The following is a 15,710-nucleotide window of genomic DNA, read 5'->3' on the forward strand; positions in this document are numbered from 1 at the left end:
ATGACCACCGTCGGTATTCGCGGCACGTTCTTCGATTTCGTCGACGATCCCTGGAAGCACGTCGGCAACGAACAGGCCGCTGCACGCTTCCATCAGGATGGTCTCATGATCGTCACCGACGGCGTGATCAAGGCGTTCGGTCCGTATGAGAAGATCGCCGCTGCGCATCCCGGCGTGGCGATCACTGATATCAAGGACCGCATCATCGTCCCGGGCTTCATCGACGGTCATATCCACCTGCCGCAGACCCGCGTGTTGGGTGCCTATGGCGAGCAGCTCCTGCCGTGGCTTCAGAAGTGGGTCTATCCGGAAGAGCTCAAATACCGCGATCGCAACTACGCGCGCGAGGGCGTGAAGCGCTTTCTCGATGCGCTGCTGGCGTCCGGCACCACCACCTGCCAGGCCTTCACCAGCTCCTCGCCGGTTTCGACCGAGGAGCTGTTCGAGGAAGCTGCACGCCGCAACATGCGCGTCATCGCAGGCCTCACCGGCATCGATCGCAACGCGCCGGCCGATTTCATCGATACGCCCGAGAATTTCTACCGCGACAGCAAGCGGTTGATCGCGCAATACCACAACAAGGGGCGCAACCTCTACGCCATCACGCCGCGCTTTGCCTTCGGTGCCTCGCCGGAGCTCTTGAAGGCGTGTCAGCGCCTCAAGCACGAGCATCCGGACTGCTGGGTCAACACCCACATCTCCGAGAACCCCGCCGAATGCAGCGGCGTGCTGGTCGAGCATCCGGACTGCCAGGATTATCTCGGCGTCTACGAGAAGTTCGACCTGGTGGGGCCGAAATTCTCCGGGGGCCATGGCGTCTATCTTTCGAACAGCGAGTTCCGCCGCATGTCGAAGAAGGGCGCCGCGGTGGTGTTCTGTCCGTGCTCGAACCTGTTCCTCGGCAGCGGCCTGTTCCGTCTCGGCCGCGCCACCGATCCCGAGCATCGCGTCAAGATGTCGTTCGGCACCGACGTCGGCGGCGGCAACCGCTTCTCGATGATCTCCGTGCTCGACGACGCCTACAAGGTCGGCATGTGCAACAACACGCTGCTCGACGGCAGCATCGATCCCACCCGCAAGGATCTCGCCGAAGCCGAGCGCAACAAGCTCTCGCCCTATCGCGGCTTCTGGTCGATCACGCTCGGCGGTGCCGAAGGCCTCTACATCGACGACAAGCTCGGCAATTTCGAACCCGGAAAGGAGGCCGATTTCGTCGCGCTCGATCCGAACGGCGGGCAGATCGCGCAGGCGTGGCACCAGTCGCTGATCGCCGACGGCGGCGGTCCGCGCACGATGGATGAGGCCGCGAGCATGCTGTTCGCCGTCATGATGGTCGGCGACGACCGCTGCGTCGACGAGACCTGGGTGATGGGCAAGCGTCTCTACAAGAAGAGCTGAGACAGCAGCTCATGAGTGCATCTGCGGATCCAGCCGGCCAACCGGTCGCTCTCGTCATCCAGCGCCGGATCGCGGACGACGGCTTCGCCGCGTTCGTGCGCTGGAATGGCGAGGTCGGCGAGGTGCTGAAGGCATGGCCAGGCTTCCTCAGCCAGGAGGTCGTGCCGCCGCAGCCGCCGGCGCATGTGGACTGGGTGACGATCGTGCGTTTCGCCAGCCCGGCCGCCGCGCGCGCCTGGCTTCAGAGCGAGGCGCGGGCCAAGCTGATCGGAGAGGTGCAGCGCTATTTCGTCGGTTCCGAGGATGTCCACATCCTGCCTGACAGCGGTGTCCAGCGCGACAGTGCAGTGTCCGCCGTCATCTCCTTCAAGGTCCCCGAAGGGCTCGAGGATGCGTTCCTGAAATGGCAGCAGCGCATCCAGGCCGCCGAAGCCGAGTTCAAGGGGTTTTTGCGCCACAAGATCGAGCGGCCGATTCCGGGGCTGCATGACGAATGGATCGTCATCCTGTCGTTCGACTCGGATGCCAGCCTCAACGCATGGCTTGACTCGCCCGTGCGGCAGACGCTGCTCAGCGAAGGCGAGCGTTTCAATGCCGGCATGAACGTGAAGCGCGCGAGCTACGGCTTCAATTTCTGGTTCCCGTCTGGCAAGACGCAGTCGCCGGAGCAAGGTCCGGACTTCATCTGGAAGAGCAACCTGATCGTCCTCCTCGTGCTCTATCCGGTGGTCTACCTCTGGGGCATTTTCGTCAGCGGGCCGCTGATCGACAGCCATGGCGTGCCGGTCTGGCTGTCGCTCTTCGTCGGCAATCTCGTCAGCACCCAGCTGCTCGGCTGGTGGCTGGTGCCTGCCGCCTTCAAGGCACTCGACTGGTGGATCGCGCCGAAGGCGGCGGTCAGTCGCCAGATCGCGGGCTACGCACTCCTTGCGGTGCTCTATGCCGCCTCGATGGGCCTGTACGCGCTGCTGCTTGCGTGGCATTGGGGACGGTAAGGCCGTCCACCGTGCTGTCGCGGAGAGGGGCGGCCGCTGGACATCGACGACCATGTTCGCCCTGACATTTCTCGGCACCTCGGCAAGCGTTCCTTCGGCGGAACGCAACCATCCAGCCCTGCTGATCGAGGCGGCCGGCCAGCGCATGCTGGTCGATTGCGGCGAGGGCACGCAGCGCCAGCTGCTGCGCAGTGGCGCCGGCTTTCGACGGCTCGACCGCATCCTGCTGACGCATGCCCATCTCGACCACGTGCTCGGCATCCCCGGCCTGTTCTCGACGCTGCGCTTGCGGCAGGGCGCCGAGGTGATGACGGTTCACGGCGGCCCGGCCACGCTCGACACCGTCATCCAGATGCTGGCAGGCTTGTGGGGCGCGGGCAGAGCGCCGCTTCCGGTGGAATTCGTCGCCTTGGCCGCGGGACGCCTCATCGATGCCGGCGACTTCGTCATCGATTGCTTTCCGGTCCGCCATCGCGACACCGACAGTTTTGGGTTCGTGTTCCAAAGCCCCTCACGCCGTCACCTTCGGCCGGATCGGCTCGCGGCGCTGGGCGTTCCTGACGGTCCCCTGCGCGGCGAGTTGGCCGCGGGCCGAGCCATCGTGATCGAGGGCGATCGAACGATCGATCCGGAAGACGTCCTGGGGCCGCCGAGCGGCGGCAAGAAGCTCGTGGTGATCGGTGACCTCGAGACCACCGACGGTCTGTCGAATGACGTCGCTGGCGCCGATTTGCTGGTGATCGAGGCAACCTTCCTCGATCGCGACGCCGCAACCGCGCGGGATTACGGCCATCTCACCGCGGCAGAGGCTGCGTCCTTTGCAGCCGCGAACGGCGTCCGCCAGCTCGTGCTGACCCATATGTCCGGACGTTACGAGGACGCCGAGATCCTGGCCGAGGCGGTGAGGATTTTTCCGAACACTGAGATCGCCGCCGATTTCGATCACATCGTGGTCTAGTCGCGCCCGCCCGTGCTCAGCTCGTCAATCCCGACTTGATCGCGAGATCCTGCACCTGGGCTGTCAGCTGCATCAGCCGCGGCAGCGCCTGGTCGCGGAACGCTGCCATGTCCATGCGCACCGCATCGATGGTGACGCTCAATCCTCCGATCACCACATCCTGCGCGTCGAAGACCGGTGTTGCCAGCGTGCGCAGGCCATAGGCGTTCTCTCCGTCGGAGACGGCGTAGCCCTTCTTCTTCACGAGGTCGAGCCGGGCGAGCAGGGCATCGAGATCGGTCAGCGTCCGTTCCGACAGCTTGACGCGAGGGCGTGATTCCAGCCGCGCGATCTGCTCGTCCCGCGTCAGCTGTGCCAGCATGACGTGGCCGAGCGCGGCGCTGTAGGCGGGAATGCGCGTTCCCGGCCGGCGGTCCATCTTGTGGCGGTCGAGACCGGCGCCGACTCGCGCGAGATAGACCACGTCGCCGTCGTCCAGGATGCCGAGCGAAGCCGCATCGCCGACCTCGGGCACGAGGTTGCGCAGCAACGGCTCGACCATCGGCCGCAGCGATCCCCGCGTCAGCACGGTGTAGCCGAGGTCGAGGCAGGCAACTCCGAGGCGGAACCGCCGGCTCTGCGGCACCGCCTGGAGATAGCCGAGTTCGACCAGGGTCTGGATCAGGCGAAACGCCGTTCCACGGTCGAGATCGGCCCGTGCGGCAATCTCACTCAGGGTCAGCTCGAAGGCCTCGCTGCTGAAGCTCCGGAGCACGGCAAAGGCCTTCCCGACGGAAGCAACGTAGTTCTTTGGATTCTTCGGGGGCGTTTCCGCCTTGCGTTTCGCGGCCTTCTTCTCGCCCCTCGCCATGCTCGATACCTTGCCACGACAGCCAGCGCTCTTGACGTGGCGGCAAGCTGATTTTACGACAGGGCAACTCAATAACAAATGTTCGCAATCCGAACAATATCGATTTGACGATCGGAGGAAGTTTGTCGACACCATCGCTGCACCCCCATGGCGTGTTCTCCGCCGCACTGACCCCGCTCGACGCCGAGCTGGCACCCGATCACGCGCGCTTCGTCGCGCATTGCCGTTACTTGCTGGACGAAGGTTGCGACGGCATCGCCCTGCTGGGGACCACCGGAGAGGCGAACTCCTTTTCCGCGGCCGAGCGCATGGCGCTGCTCGAGGCGGCGGTGGCTGCGGGCATCGCGCCGCAGCGGCTGCTTCCCGGAACCGGCGTTGCCGCGCTCACCGAGACCGTTGCGCTGACGCGTCATGCGCTTTCGGTCGGCGTCGACACCGTGGTGATGCTTCCGCCGTTCTACTACAAGGGCGTCAGCGACGACGGCATCTACGCATCCTACAGCGAAATCGTGCAGCGCATCGGTGATGCCAGGCTCAGGATCGTGCTCTATCACATCCCGCAGATGTCGGCGCAGCCGATCTCGCATGCGCTGATCGAGCGATTGCGCAAGGCCCATCCGGCCACCTTCACCGGCATCAAGGATTCCTCCGGCGATTTTGCCAACATGACCGCGATGATCGATCGCTTCCCCGGCTTTTCGGTTCTGGTCGGGGCAGATCCGTTGCTGCTGCCGCTGCTGCGCAAGGGCGGGGCGGGGTGCATCACCGCGACGTCCAATCTGGTCGCGCGCGACCTGGCCTATGTCTACAAGCATTTTCGCGACAGCGACGATGACGCGGCGCTCAAGGCGGCGCAGGCGCGCATCGTGAAGGCGCGCGAGCTGGTTTCGCGCTTCCCGCAGATGCCGTCGCTGAAGGCGATCGTTGCCGAGCGCACCGGTCATGCCGGATGGCAACGCCTGCGGCCGCCGCTGGAGTCCTTGCCGCCGGCCCAAGTGAAAGAGCTGCTTGCGGATGCCGCGGCATTCGCTGCTGCCACCGTCTAGACCTGGACCGGCGACGAGGCGAACCGATGTCCGACTCTTTCCAGGATGCGCTGGCTGGGCTCGCCGCAATCGTCGGCGACAAGCACGTCATCGCATCCGGGGCCGACCAGGAGCCTTACGTGGTGGACTGGCGCGGGCGCTATCGCGGCCGCGCGGTCGCGGTGGTGAAGCCGGGCTCGACAGCCGAGGTCGCCGCCGTCGTGAGGTTCTGCGCCGAGAGGCGCCTCGCGATCGTGCCGCAGGGCGGCAACACCGGCATGTGCGGGGCGGCGACGCCAGACGATCGCGCCGGCAATGTCGTGATCCGGCTCGACCGCATGCGCACTGTGCGCGACGTCAGCCCGCTCGCCAACACGATCACCGTAGAGGCCGGCTGCATCCTCGCGGAGGTGCAGGCCGCGGCGCGGGACGTCGATCGCTACTTTCCCTTGAGTCTGGGTGCCGAGGGCTCCTGCCAGATCGGCGGCAATATCTCGACCAATGCGGGCGGCACCGCGGTGCTGCGTTACGGTCCGACGCGCGACCTCGTACTCGGTCTCGAGGTCGTGCTGCCCGACGGGCGCGTCTTTAACGCCCTGCGCGCGTTGCGCAAGGACAATACCGGTTACGCGCTCAAGCAGCTCTTCATCGGCGCGGAGGGCACGCTCGGCATCGTCACGGCGGCCGTGCTGAAACTGTTCGCGCCGCCGCGCAGCTCGGCCACGGCGCTGTTGAAATTGCAGAGCGTCGAGCAGGTGCTCGAGATCATGCAGCGCCTGCGCGGCGCGGTCGGCGACCGGCTCGGCAGCCTCGAGATCATGTCGCGGTCGCAGGTCGAGGCGATCGCCGCGACCGTTCCGCATGTCACCATCCCGTTCGAGCTGACCACGCCCTGGTATCTGATCGTCGAGCTGACCGATACGCTCGCAGGTGTCGATCTCAACGAGCCCCTGGCCGCCGTCCTCGCGGATGCGATGGAAGCAGGGCTGGCCGAGGACGCCATATTGGCCACCAATCTGGGTCAGGCGAAGGCGATCTGGGCCGTCAGGCACAGCGTCTCCGAAGGCAACAAGCGCAGCGGCTATGTGGTGTCGCATGACAGCGTGGTGCCGCTGGAGCGTCAGGCGGTTTTCGTCGACAATGTCGAAGCCCGCATCAAGGCGGCCGTCCCGCATGCCAACGTCGTGATGCACGGCCATATTGGCGACGGCAACATTCATGTCGTGGCGCTGATCGATCGGGTGCATTGCCAGGATCCGGAAGCGACGGCCAGGCTGGTGGCGCAAATCAACGAGATCGTCGATGACGAGACCGCGGCGCAGGGCGGGGCGATCAGCGCCGAGCACGGCATCGGCATCACCAATCGCGGCAGGCTTGCCCGCGTCGCCGATCCGCTCGACATCGATCTGATGCGCGATATCAAGCGATTGCTCGACCCGCACGGGCTGATGAACCCCGGCAAGATCTTCGGCGCGGGAGCTAAATGACGATGACGAGCGTCCGGCTGCTTGCTGATGACCTCACCGGTGCACTCGACACCGCGGCGGAGTTCGTGGGCCTGTGCGGACCGTTCGATGTCATCTGGCCGGAAGAGTTTACGCCGCGGGATTCCGGGAGCCTGGCAATCGATAGCGGCACCCGCGAGCGCGCGAAGGACGACAGCGTCGGGATCGTCGGACGCTTGGCGCCCCATCTGCTGGGTGCGACAATCGCCTACAAGAAGGTCGATAGCCTGTTGCGCGGAGCGTGGGTCGCAGAGCTTGGCGCCTGCCTGAAGGGCGGTCACTTTGCATCCTGCGTGGTTGCGCCGGCATTCGATTATCAGGGACGCCGCACCATAGGCGGGCAGCAATTCGCACGTACGGTGCAGGGCGAGTGGCATCGGGTCGGCGACGATCTCCTGACCCAGCTGCAACGCGAGGGCCTCGAGGCGCGGCAGGGCAGCTCCGATACGCCATCGCAGGGCGGTGTTCAGGTCTTCGACGCCGAGAGCGACATCGACCTCGACCGCGTCGTCGAGATCGGACGGCGCATGCCGGGTCCCGTGCTGTGGTGCGGAAGCGGCGGACTGGCCGGTGCGCTCGCGCGCAGTCACCGCGCCGATGCGCCAGGCCAATTGAAGCTGCCCGTGCTGGGGCTGTTCGGCTCCGATCAGCCCGCCACCGCCTCTCAGCTCGCTGCGTGCGGCGAGGCGACGATTGCGCTTGCGGAAGGCGAGGGCGCAGACCGCGTTCGGCGCAAGCTGGTCGACGATCGCGTGGCGATGGTCAAGTTCTCGCTCGCCGAAGGACTGACGCGCTCTGAAGCGGCACGGCGGATCGCGCGCGAACTGACCACGCTGATTGCGACGATCGATCCGCCCGGCACGTTGATCGTGGCCGGCGGCGAGACCTTGAAGGCTGCGTGTGTTGGTCTTGATGCCCATGCCCTCCAGGTGACGGGACGTATCGTCCCGGGATTGCCGCGCTCGATCCTGCAAGGCGGGCGCTGGGCCGGTGTTGACGTCATCTCGAAATCCGGCGCATTCGGTTCCAGCGAGCTGTGGCGTGACCTGCTCCGGAACAATCATCTGCTCAGAATGGAGGGTCCGACATGACCTCTCGTCATCTTGCCATCACCATGGGCGATCCGGCCGGGATCGGGCCGGAGATCATCGTCAAGGCCTGCATCGGGCTGAAGGAGCGGATCGCGAAGGGGGATCTGCGCCTGCTCGTGATCGGCAGCGGCGCGGCGCTCGAAGGCGCGAAGGCCGCACTCGGCGCCGACGTCGCCATCCCGCAGGTCATGGCCGACGATCGCGAATGGCCCAATCTCTGTTATCTCCAGGCCGACATCGAGGGGGATCCGATCAGGCCCGGCGTGCTCAGCGCCGATGGCGGCCGCTTTGCCTACAAGGCGATCGAGCAGGGCGTGCGCCTGACGCAGGCCGGCCGGACCGCGGCGATCGTCACCGCGCCGCTCAACAAGGAAGCGCTCAACAAGGCGGGCTATCATTTCCCCGGCCATACCGAGATGCTCGCGCATCTCACCGGCGTGCGCGGGTCGGTGATGCTTCTTGCCCATGGCAACATGCGTGTCAGCCATGTCTCAACCCATGTCGCCCTGGAGGACGTGCCGAAGCGTCTGACGCCGGAACGTCTGCGCATGGTGATCGACCTCACCAACGATGCCTTGCTGCGTCTCGGCATCGCCAAGCCGAAGATCGCGATTGCCGCGCTCAATCCGCATGCCGGCGAGGGCGGTCTGTTCGGCCGGCAGGATATCGACGTGTCGGCGCCGACGATCGCAAAGGCGGTTGCGGATGGCCTCGACGTCGTCGGTCCCGTGCCCGGCGACACCATCTTCGTCAAGCTGCGCGCCGGCCAGTACGATGCAGCGGTCGCGATGTATCACGATCAGGGCCATATCCCGGTCAAGCTGCTCGGCTTCCAGGTCGATCCCGCGACCGGCCGTTGGCAGGAGCTTTCGGGCGTCAACATCACGCTGGGCCTGCCGATCATTCGCACCTCTGTCGATCACGGCACCGCCTTCGACATCGCCGGCAAGGGCATCGCCAACGAGCACAGCCTGATCGAGGCCATCGACTATGCCGAGCGGCTGGCCGCCGGCGCTTCCGCATCGACGACGTGAGATCGAGCCTATGACCAACGCCTTCACGCCCATCGAAATCCAACGTCCCACCATCCTGGAGTTCGGCAACGGCACGATCATTGCCGCAGCGCGCTTTGCCGAGCGGATCGGCGCCAAGCGGCCGCTGGTGATCTCCGATCCCTTCAATGCTGCTCGCGTCGACACGCTGGCGCTGCCGGGGGCCGTCAAGGTGTTCGGCGAGGTCAAGCCCGAGCCGGACCTGCCCAATCTCGAGAGGGCCGTGGCGATGGCGAAGGACACCAAGCCCGATCTCGTCATCGGCTTCGGCGGCGGCAGTGCGATGGATCTCGCCAAGCTGGTCGCGGTGATGTGCACGTCCGACGTGCCCTTTGCCGACATCGTCGGGCCGGAGAAGGTGGCGGGCCGCAGCGTTGCGCTGATGCAGATCCCGACGACGTCAGGCACCGGCAGCGAGGCCGGCACCCGTGCGCTGGTGACCGATCCCGTCAGCCGGAACAAGCAGGCGGTGCAGAGCCGGTTCATGCTGGCCGACATCGCCATCGTCGATCCGGACCTGACGATGACCGTGCCGAAGGAGGTCACCGCGGCGACCGGCGTCGATGCGCTGGCGCATTGCGTCGAGGCCTATACCAGCCGCAAGGCGCATCCGGCCATCGACCTCTATGCGCTCGAGGGCGCGCGGCTGGTCGGACGTTATCTCAAGCGCGCGGTGGCCGATGGCAGCGACCGCGAGGCGCGCGCGGGTCTTTCGCTGGCCTCGCTCTATGGCGGCTATTGCCTGGGACCGGTGAACACGACCGCCGGCCACGCGGTGGCCTATCCGCTCGGCACGCGTCACCACGTGGCACATGGACTCGCCTGCGCGGTGATTTTCCCGCACACGCTGGCCTTCAACATGCCGGCCGTGGAGACGAAAACGGTCGCTGTGCTGGGTGCGCTGGGCTTGCCGGAACGCACCGATCCGAAGCTCGCATTCGACGCCACTTTCGGGTTCTGCAAGAACTTCGGCATCGAGATGCGGCTGTCCGCGCTCGGCGTGCCCAGGAACGACCTCGGCGTGATGGCGGATGAGGCGCACGCCATCCGCCGCTTGCTCGACAACAATCCGCGCGATCTGAGCCGGGATGCGATCCTGAACATGTACGAAGTCGCGTTCTGACGCTTCTGTCGCGCGCGGCACCCAATCAACAACACGTAAAGGTAGAGGAAGCTTCGATGAGATCGATGTGGCTTGGTTTTGTGTCGGCAGTGCTGCTGGCGACGTCACCTGTGAAGGCGCAGGATGCTTATCCGTCCAAGCAGGTGACGGTGATCGTTCCCTTCGCCGCCGGCGGCACGGCCGACATCTTCGCGCGCATGGTCTCGAATCATCTGCAGACGAAGTTCGGCAAGCCGTTCGTGGTCGAGAATGTCGCCGGTGCCGGCTCGATCCTCGGCGTGACACGGCTGGCGAAGTCGGCGCCTGACGGCATCACGCTCGGCCTTGCGAGCACGTCCGCGCTTGCGATCAACCCGTCGCTCTACGGACCGAAGCTCAGCTACCAGCCGGACAAGGATCTGGTGCCGGTCGCCCAGATCAGCGTCGTGCCCAACGTGCTCGTCGTCAATCCCAACAAGATCAAGGCGCGCACCGTGCCGGAGCTGATCGCCTATCTGAAGGCGAATCCGGACAAGGTCTCGTTCGGCTCGGCCGGCGTCGGCACGTCCCAGCATCTTGCCGGCGAGCTGTTCCAGCAGATGACCGGCACCAAGATGGTGCACGTGCCCTACAAGGGCTCGAGCCAGATGCTGACGGACCTCCTCAGCGGCCAGATCGATCTGGCCTTCGACAACGTGCCGCTGCTGCTGCCGCAGGTGAAGACTGGCCAATTGGCGCTGCTCGCGACCGCAACGCCCAAGCGCGCCGACTTCGATCCGCAGGCGCCGGCCGTTGCCGAATTCCTGCCCGGGTTCGAGGCGGTGGCCTGGCACGGCTTCTTCGTGCCGTCAGGTACGCCGAAGCCGATCGTCGAAAAGCTGTCGGCCGAGATCCGCGCCTTCATGCAGCAGCCGGAGACGGTGCAGAAGCTGGCCGAACTCGGTGCCACCGCGGTCGCCGTGGATTCCGAGCCGTTCGCGGCCTACATCGCCGCCGAGACGGCGCGCTGGAAGAAGGTGATCGAGGCCGCCAATATCAAGCTCGACTAGGCGGCAAAGCCACGGCGACGTTCGGCTGGCGATGCGCGTGAATGGTCGGGTCCCGCTCCTCCTGTTGAGGAGAGACGCCCCGTCCACCGCAACGCTTGCCAGCCCGGGGACGAGCGGGTAGAACCCTGCCACGCCTGAGCCGTGATTTGCGCCAAACGCGCTTCCGGCGACGGTCGAACAAATAATCAAGTCATTGAATTTGTTCGACTATTCCGTTGGGGAATGGTGTAACGGTAGCACAACAGACTCTGACTCTGTTTGTCTTGGTTCGAATCCAGGTTCCCCAGCCAGTCGCCCGACGAGGATTGGTCGTCGCCGCCGGAGCGGCCCTGCAGGTCTGCCACCATGTTCGGCGCCACAGATATGTCGGCCTGTCCTCAAGGTCCGGTGACCTCCTCGCAATAATCCGTAAACACCTTGACGTTTTGCATGTATCGCTCGGCGGCTGCGCCTGAGCCGTTGTAGGCCTTGATGGCCTTCCAGAGGTTTCCGCCCTGAGCGCTCAGTTTGCTGTCGAGCTCCTCGACGACGCGGCGCAGGCAATTGTCGAAACTGTACCATTCCCTGTTTTTGAAAAAATCTTCAGCGGTTTTGACGTGCTGCAAGTCGTATTGAAACAGGCCGTAGCCCTTGTAGACCCAGGGCTTGTCACCCCAGCCCTGGAGCTGGCGGGTCTTGTTCGCCTCCGCGATCAGCATGTCGGTGAATGGCTTTCCGTATTTGTCGCGGAACGCCTTGGTGTTCACTGGAAAGGCTGTGCGCGTTGTGCCGGGGTAGTCGCCGCTCGCATCGAACACTGCCCGCTCGACGATGGTCTGAACCGACTGGGTGCCGATCCAGGGAATCCATTTATAGGCGGTTTCCTGGCACACGATCGCGCAGAGATGTTTGGGCTTGTAGGCCTTGCCGGCGCAGGCGTTCGTAAGCTTGTCGCCGAAATTCTGCATCAGCCATCTGGCGCAGATCAGCGCCGACGCCTTGGAGATCGGTAGTAGCAGCGCCGTCTCCGCCGATACGGCTTCGAAAGCAGGAGTGGGCGTCGCAGTGAGCTGCTTGGTCGGTTCGCCGTCGATGACGATCGAGGCGTCCTTGATCCGGGTGGTGACCTCGTGTGCGAAAGCGGCGGGTGCGTGGGCCTTCAGGCTCTCCAACAGGGCGATCACGCGGCGGCGTGAATCCCAGAAGTCGATGAGGTCCTTGGGGCCGACGGCGCTGGTCGGATTGAGGCAGCCTATGCTCGACAAATAGAGGTTCGGCGGATGCGCGGGATGAATCAGAATGCCCGTTCGCGCGCCGGTCCCCAGCAGCAGGATGGCGGGCATCGGCGGTTTGCCGGCCACGTCCTCACTCGTGGAATAGCCGATCGAACGGTAGTGACCGAACTGCGTCCATAGCGGATAGGTCTTTGCCTCGATGCGCTTGCCGTTGCTCGCGGTCGTGTTGTCGCCGGGCCCCAATCTTTCGCAGATGAAACCTGCCAGGGACGGCTGAGCTTCGCCGTCGATATAGACCTGGTAACTGCCATAGGTGCGTTGTTTCGATCCGCTCTTGTGCATCCCAAGGCGCTTGAGATGAAGCTCCCACCCCGTTCCCACGATTGGCATTTGACGCTCCCTTGTCAGATCATTGGCGGTCGCGATTCAATGGCGGTGGTGATGTCGTCCGCCGCGCGAGCGGCGGCGCGGCCACGGCGAGTTGCTATTTGGGCGCCGGAAGGGTGATGGCCCGGAAGGATTTCCCGGACCTGTCCGCCTTCTTGCACGCCTTGCTGCCGTCGTCGGACAGCAGCATCACGTTGCCCGCAATCGCGAACACCGCTTCCGGGTTGAAACCGGCGGGGAGAACCACGTCCTTCATCCTGGCCGGCTTGTTGTCGCCTTCCTGGCCACTCCAGGTGTAGAGCGCGAATGGCGGCTTGATATTCGAATCCTCGGCGTCGAGATGCGGTCCGGCGACGATGACGTAGGTGCTGTTGATCCGGTCGATGCTGCGGATGCCGCGCCCCTCGAGAGTTTCCAACTGCCAGGTCTTGCCGAAGACGGGCTTCTTGCCGTCCACCACCTCGGCCGGATTGTCGAGCCGGATCACTAAAGCGTTGTTGGCGGGGCGCGGATTGCGGAATCCTATCAGGAGACGTCCGTCCGGCGTAGCGGCCAGCCCCTCGATGTTGAACCCGTTGTCTGATTCCGGAGGCGGCCCGTTCTTTTTCTTGTCTGGCGCATAGGCTTCGGCGAGCTTCAAGGGCTTCAGGTTCTCGTCACCGAGCATGTCCTCGCGCAGGCTCTTGTAGGCGACGGAATTGACCGGCTCGAGGCGAGGCCCCGCCGCATCCGACAGAATCCGTGTTGCGAACAGCCGCGCACGGCCCGGCTCGGCATCCCCGTCGGAATCGCGGCCATGCGAGCCGATCCAATAGATGCGATCGTCAATCCGCGCCGCTCCCTCGATGTCGGCCTCCTTGAAGGCCGGTTGGCCGTCGGTTCCGGGTTGTTTCTTCTTGAGCGGCGCTTCGAGAAACTGATCGAGATTGAGTGCCCGGGCGTCCGGCTTTCCGATCTGGAAGATGTTGAGAACATTGCTGTCGTCGTCAGCAACGACGAAACGATCCTGGTCGAGTGCGACCGCTGCCGAGCCGTCGCAAGCGCCGCGATAGGTGAAGATCTCGCCGGGAGCTTGTGCGACCGCCAGCCCGGGAACCGCGACCGACAGAAGAATGGTGGTGATCAGCAAGCGCAATGCATGAGCAATACGGACCATGCGCAATTCTCCGAACAACCAATAAAAAAAGTCAGCATGCACTTGCACCGCAGGCGTGTCAAATTGTTCAGCGCAACTGAGGCGCGCCGTATGGCGCTGCGCCGCCGCCGCGCGACGGTTTGCCTCATCCGAAATTTGCATCCCGCCGTCGGATCGCCGCGCTCCTCATCGTCCTTGGGCCATGCAACCCAAGGAGATCCGTGATGCCCTATGTCGATGGTTTCGTGCTGGCCGTGCCGAAGGACAAGGTCGAGGCCTACAAGACGCTTGCGAAGACCGCCTGCGCGCTCTGGATGGAGCACGGCGCGCTCGATTACGTCGAGTGTATCGCCGACGACGTTCCCTATGGCGAACTGACCTCGTTTCCGCGCGCGGTGATGGCTGGGGAGAACGAGGTCGTGGTGTTCTCCTGGATCGTCTACCCCGACCGGGCGACCCGCGATGCCGTCAACAAGAAGGTGATGGCGGACCCGCGGCTGAAGATGGAGGGCGTGCCGTTCGACGGCAAGCGCATGATCTATGGCGGCTTCACGACGCTGCTGCGGGCGAGCGATGTCGTTGACTGACAGCAATTGATTCATGCACGAGGCGTTCGGTCGGCCGGCATCTCGCGCGGGCCGAACGATCTTCCACTGGAACAACAGCGACAGGCGGCAGCGAATAATGATAGCTTGCGCAGCTCGCGAGGCGACTAGGAGACTGCATCGTGTTCTCAGACGCGCTCGGCTTCGATGTCGGGACTGCCAGATGTCTTTTGAAGCAGGGTGAGGAGAGCGAGGGCGTCGCCTATCTTGAGCAGTTCATCGGGAAGGGCTCGGTCATGGCCATGATCGAGATGGCTGAACATCTTGATGATAAGGGGGATTCGGCCTCCAGCCTGGCGTGGATGGAACGAGCCGAGGCATCGATTGCCGCGGACGATTTCGAGACACTGCTCTTCCTTGCCGGAGCCTTACGAAGGGGGCTCGGGGCCGGGACGGCCAAGGAGAGATATTTCAGATCCTTGGCTCTGAAGGAACGAGCCGCAGAGGCGGGCCATTTGGCGACCATCCGCGAGATGATCGTGAATTGTCTTCATGGCTTCAACGGAGCCCCGAAAGACAGCGAACGCGCCATCTTTTGGGTCAGAAAAGCCGCTGCACTCGGAGACGCGGAAGCGGAGCAGATCCTTCGCGAGGAAGGTCTGTCATAGCTCGGCCTTCAGCAGCAGCAACAGGCAGCCGGCGAGCCGCGTCTCCATCTCTTTCGACGAAAGCTGTAGCGGACCGGGATCGTTGAGAATCGCGTTCACCAGCGTGCCCAGCACGATCTGGAAGCCGAAGGCGATGGTGCGGGTCTTTGCCGCCTTGCGGCCCTTGCCCATGGCCGGGAGCAGGAGAGGGGTGGCGCGCGCGGTGGTGGCCTGCGCGAGCGCCTTGAACGGCGTCCATTTGTCCGGGCGGGTGTCGTCGTGCTGAAGCGCGGCGCGCAGCACGCCCTCGTGGCTGCGCATCCAGGCGATGATGCCGCCGACGATGATAGGGCAGAGCTGGTCGAGGCTTGCATCTCCTGACGGTCGCCTGATCGCGTCCAGCCGCTGCTCGCCATCACGCGCGGCCAGCGCCATCAGCGCGTTGAAATAGGTCTCCTTGCTCTCGAAGCGGCTGTAGAAGGCGCCGACGGTGGCGCCGACTTCAGTGCACAGCGCCTCGATCGAGAGCTCCGCAAGGCTGCGCGTTCGCAGCATTTCCGCGCCGGCGCGCAGCAGCGCCAGCGTCGTTTCCCGGCTACGCTTTTGCCGGGACGGGGCGACGCCCGGCAGATCGAAATCGCGAAGCTCCGGCGGGTGGGACGGTGGGCGCATCTGGGCTTGCATCCGCCAAAAATCATAATCATAATTCTGATTATAATTTAGAGCCGGACGCGCCACGGGTCAACCGCGGGCGCCG

The 15,710-nt window shown here is 64.6% G+C and carries 15 protein-coding genes and 1 tRNA gene; 12 read left to right on the forward strand and 4 right to left on the reverse strand.

Features of this window, described 5'->3' with window-relative positions:
* The 3 genes from guaD to CO669_RS17600 are packed head-to-tail and all read left to right on the forward strand — an operon-like array spanning position 1 to position 3,351.
* Entirely contained in the window at positions 1-1,398 is a 1,398-nt protein-coding gene (gene guaD, locus CO669_RS17590) for a guanine deaminase (RefSeq protein WP_097661093.1), read from the forward strand.
* 11 nt (positions 1,399-1,409) lie between these two features.
* A complete protein-coding gene (locus tag CO669_RS17595; protein ID WP_097661094.1) occupies positions 1,410-2,393 on the forward strand; it encodes an antibiotic biosynthesis monooxygenase in 984 nt (327 codons plus the stop codon).
* Between the two features lie 52 nt (positions 2,394-2,445).
* Positions 2,446-3,351, forward strand: coding sequence for a ribonuclease Z (locus CO669_RS17600; RefSeq protein WP_097661095.1), 906 nt, complete (start codon positions 2,446-2,448; stop codon positions 3,349-3,351).
* Positions 3,352-3,367: 16 nt separating this feature from the next.
* Here the strand turns inward: CO669_RS17600 and CO669_RS17605 are convergent, their stop codons facing one another.
* On the reverse strand, positions 3,368-4,201 hold the full coding sequence (locus CO669_RS17605) for an IclR family transcriptional regulator (protein ID WP_097661096.1): 834 nt from the start codon (positions 4,199-4,201) through the stop codon (positions 3,368-3,370).
* 122 nt (positions 4,202-4,323) lie between these two features.
* Between CO669_RS17605 and CO669_RS17610 the strand changes: the two genes are divergently transcribed.
* The 7 genes from CO669_RS17610 to CO669_RS17640 all read left to right on the forward strand — a co-directional run bounded on the left by CO669_RS17610 (position 4,324) and on the right by CO669_RS17640 (position 11,315).
* Positions 4,324-5,247: a dihydrodipicolinate synthase family protein gene (locus CO669_RS17610; protein WP_198964076.1), complete on the forward strand. Its 924-nt coding sequence runs from the start codon at positions 4,324-4,326 to the stop codon at positions 5,245-5,247.
* Positions 5,248-5,273: 26 nt separating this feature from the next.
* Complete coding sequence (locus tag CO669_RS17615) at positions 5,274-6,713, forward strand: FAD-binding oxidoreductase (protein WP_097661098.1); 1,440 nt, start codon at positions 5,274-5,276, stop codon at positions 6,711-6,713.
* A gap of 2 nt (positions 6,714-6,715) precedes the next feature.
* Positions 6,716-7,822, forward strand: a complete 1,107-nt coding sequence (locus tag CO669_RS17620) for a four-carbon acid sugar kinase family protein (RefSeq protein ID WP_097661208.1) — start codon at positions 6,716-6,718, stop codon at positions 7,820-7,822.
* Positions 7,819-8,856 (forward strand): 4-hydroxythreonine-4-phosphate dehydrogenase PdxA, encoded by a 1,038-nt coding sequence (pdxA, locus tag CO669_RS17625; RefSeq protein ID WP_097661099.1) that lies wholly within the window; start codon positions 7,819-7,821, stop codon positions 8,854-8,856. Before CO669_RS17620 ends, pdxA begins: the two co-directional genes overlap by 4 nt.
* A gap of 10 nt (positions 8,857-8,866) precedes the next feature.
* Positions 8,867-9,997 (forward strand): iron-containing alcohol dehydrogenase, encoded by a 1,131-nt coding sequence (locus tag CO669_RS17630; protein WP_245444340.1) that lies wholly within the window; start codon positions 8,867-8,869, stop codon positions 9,995-9,997.
* Positions 9,998-10,053: 56 nt separating this feature from the next.
* Complete coding sequence (locus CO669_RS17635) at positions 10,054-11,025, forward strand: Bug family tripartite tricarboxylate transporter substrate binding protein (protein ID WP_097661102.1); 972 nt, start codon at positions 10,054-10,056, stop codon at positions 11,023-11,025.
* A 216-nt stretch (positions 11,026-11,241) separates the two neighbouring features.
* Positions 11,242-11,315, forward strand: a tRNA-Gln gene (locus CO669_RS17640).
* An 87-nt stretch (positions 11,316-11,402) separates the two neighbouring features.
* Here the strand turns inward: CO669_RS17640 and CO669_RS17645 are convergent.
* On the reverse strand, positions 11,403-12,629 hold the full coding sequence (locus tag CO669_RS17645) for a peptidase S8/S53 subtilisin kexin sedolisin (RefSeq protein WP_097661103.1): 1,227 nt from the start codon (positions 12,627-12,629) through the stop codon (positions 11,403-11,405).
* Between the two features lie 94 nt (positions 12,630-12,723).
* A complete protein-coding gene (locus CO669_RS17650) occupies positions 12,724-13,923 on the reverse strand; it encodes a DUF3616 domain-containing protein (protein ID WP_097661104.1) in 1,200 nt (399 codons plus the stop codon).
* A gap of 62 nt (positions 13,924-13,985) precedes the next feature.
* On the opposite strand from CO669_RS17650, the gene CO669_RS17655 reads away from it, so the two are divergent.
* Both CO669_RS17655 and CO669_RS17660 read left to right on the forward strand, forming a co-directional pair.
* A complete protein-coding gene (locus CO669_RS17655) occupies positions 13,986-14,348 on the forward strand; it encodes a DUF1428 domain-containing protein (protein WP_198964077.1) in 363 nt (120 codons plus the stop codon).
* A 140-nt stretch (positions 14,349-14,488) separates the two neighbouring features.
* On the forward strand, positions 14,489-14,974 hold the full coding sequence (locus CO669_RS17660) for an SEL1-like repeat protein (RefSeq protein ID WP_143278684.1): 486 nt from the start codon (positions 14,489-14,491) through the stop codon (positions 14,972-14,974).
* Here the strand turns inward: CO669_RS17660 and CO669_RS17665 are convergent.
* A complete protein-coding gene (locus CO669_RS17665) occupies positions 14,969-15,637 on the reverse strand; it encodes a TetR/AcrR family transcriptional regulator (RefSeq protein ID WP_097661107.1) in 669 nt (222 codons plus the stop codon). The genes CO669_RS17660 and CO669_RS17665 overlap by 6 nt on opposite strands.
* Positions 15,638-15,710 lie beyond the last annotated feature (73 nt).

Source organism: Bradyrhizobium sp. Y36 (genome assembly GCF_002531575.1).
GTDB lineage: Bacteria > Pseudomonadota > Alphaproteobacteria > Rhizobiales > Xanthobacteraceae > Bradyrhizobium.

Excerpts from the sequence above, each read along its gene's own strand:
- guaD (WP_097661093.1), top strand. The coding sequence starts at position 1 with ATGACCACCGTCGGTATTCGCGGCACGTTCTTCGATTTCGTCGACGAT.
- CO669_RS17595 (WP_097661094.1), top strand. The coding sequence starts at position 1,410 with ATGAGTGCATCTGCGGATCCAGCCGGCCAACCGGTCGCTCTCGTCATC.
- CO669_RS17600 (WP_097661095.1), top strand. The coding sequence starts at position 2,446 with ATGTTCGCCCTGACATTTCTCGGCACCTCGGCAAGCGTTCCTTCGGCG.
- CO669_RS17605 (WP_097661096.1), bottom strand. The coding sequence starts at position 4,201 with ATGGCGAGGGGCGAGAAGAAGGCCGCGAAACGCAAGGCGGAAACGCCC.
- CO669_RS17615 (WP_097661098.1), top strand. The coding sequence starts at position 5,274 with ATGTCCGACTCTTTCCAGGATGCGCTGGCTGGGCTCGCCGCAATCGTC.
- CO669_RS17620 (WP_097661208.1), top strand. The coding sequence starts at position 6,716 with ATGACGAGCGTCCGGCTGCTTGCTGATGACCTCACCGGTGCACTCGAC.
- pdxA (WP_097661099.1), top strand. The coding sequence starts at position 7,819 with ATGACCTCTCGTCATCTTGCCATCACCATGGGCGATCCGGCCGGGATC.
- CO669_RS17630 (WP_245444340.1), top strand. The coding sequence starts at position 8,867 with ATGACCAACGCCTTCACGCCCATCGAAATCCAACGTCCCACCATCCTG.
- CO669_RS17635 (WP_097661102.1), top strand. The coding sequence starts at position 10,054 with ATGAGATCGATGTGGCTTGGTTTTGTGTCGGCAGTGCTGCTGGCGACG.
- CO669_RS17645 (WP_097661103.1), bottom strand. The coding sequence starts at position 12,629 with ATGCCAATCGTGGGAACGGGGTGGGAGCTTCATCTCAAGCGCCTTGGG.
- CO669_RS17650 (WP_097661104.1), bottom strand. The coding sequence starts at position 13,923 with ATGCAAATTTCGGATGAGGCAAACCGTCGCGCGGCGGCGGCGCAGCGC.
- CO669_RS17655 (WP_198964077.1), top strand. The coding sequence starts at position 13,986 with ATGCCCTATGTCGATGGTTTCGTGCTGGCCGTGCCGAAGGACAAGGTC.
- CO669_RS17665 (WP_097661107.1), bottom strand. The coding sequence starts at position 15,637 with ATGCAAGCCCAGATGCGCCCACCGTCCCACCCGCCGGAGCTTCGCGAT.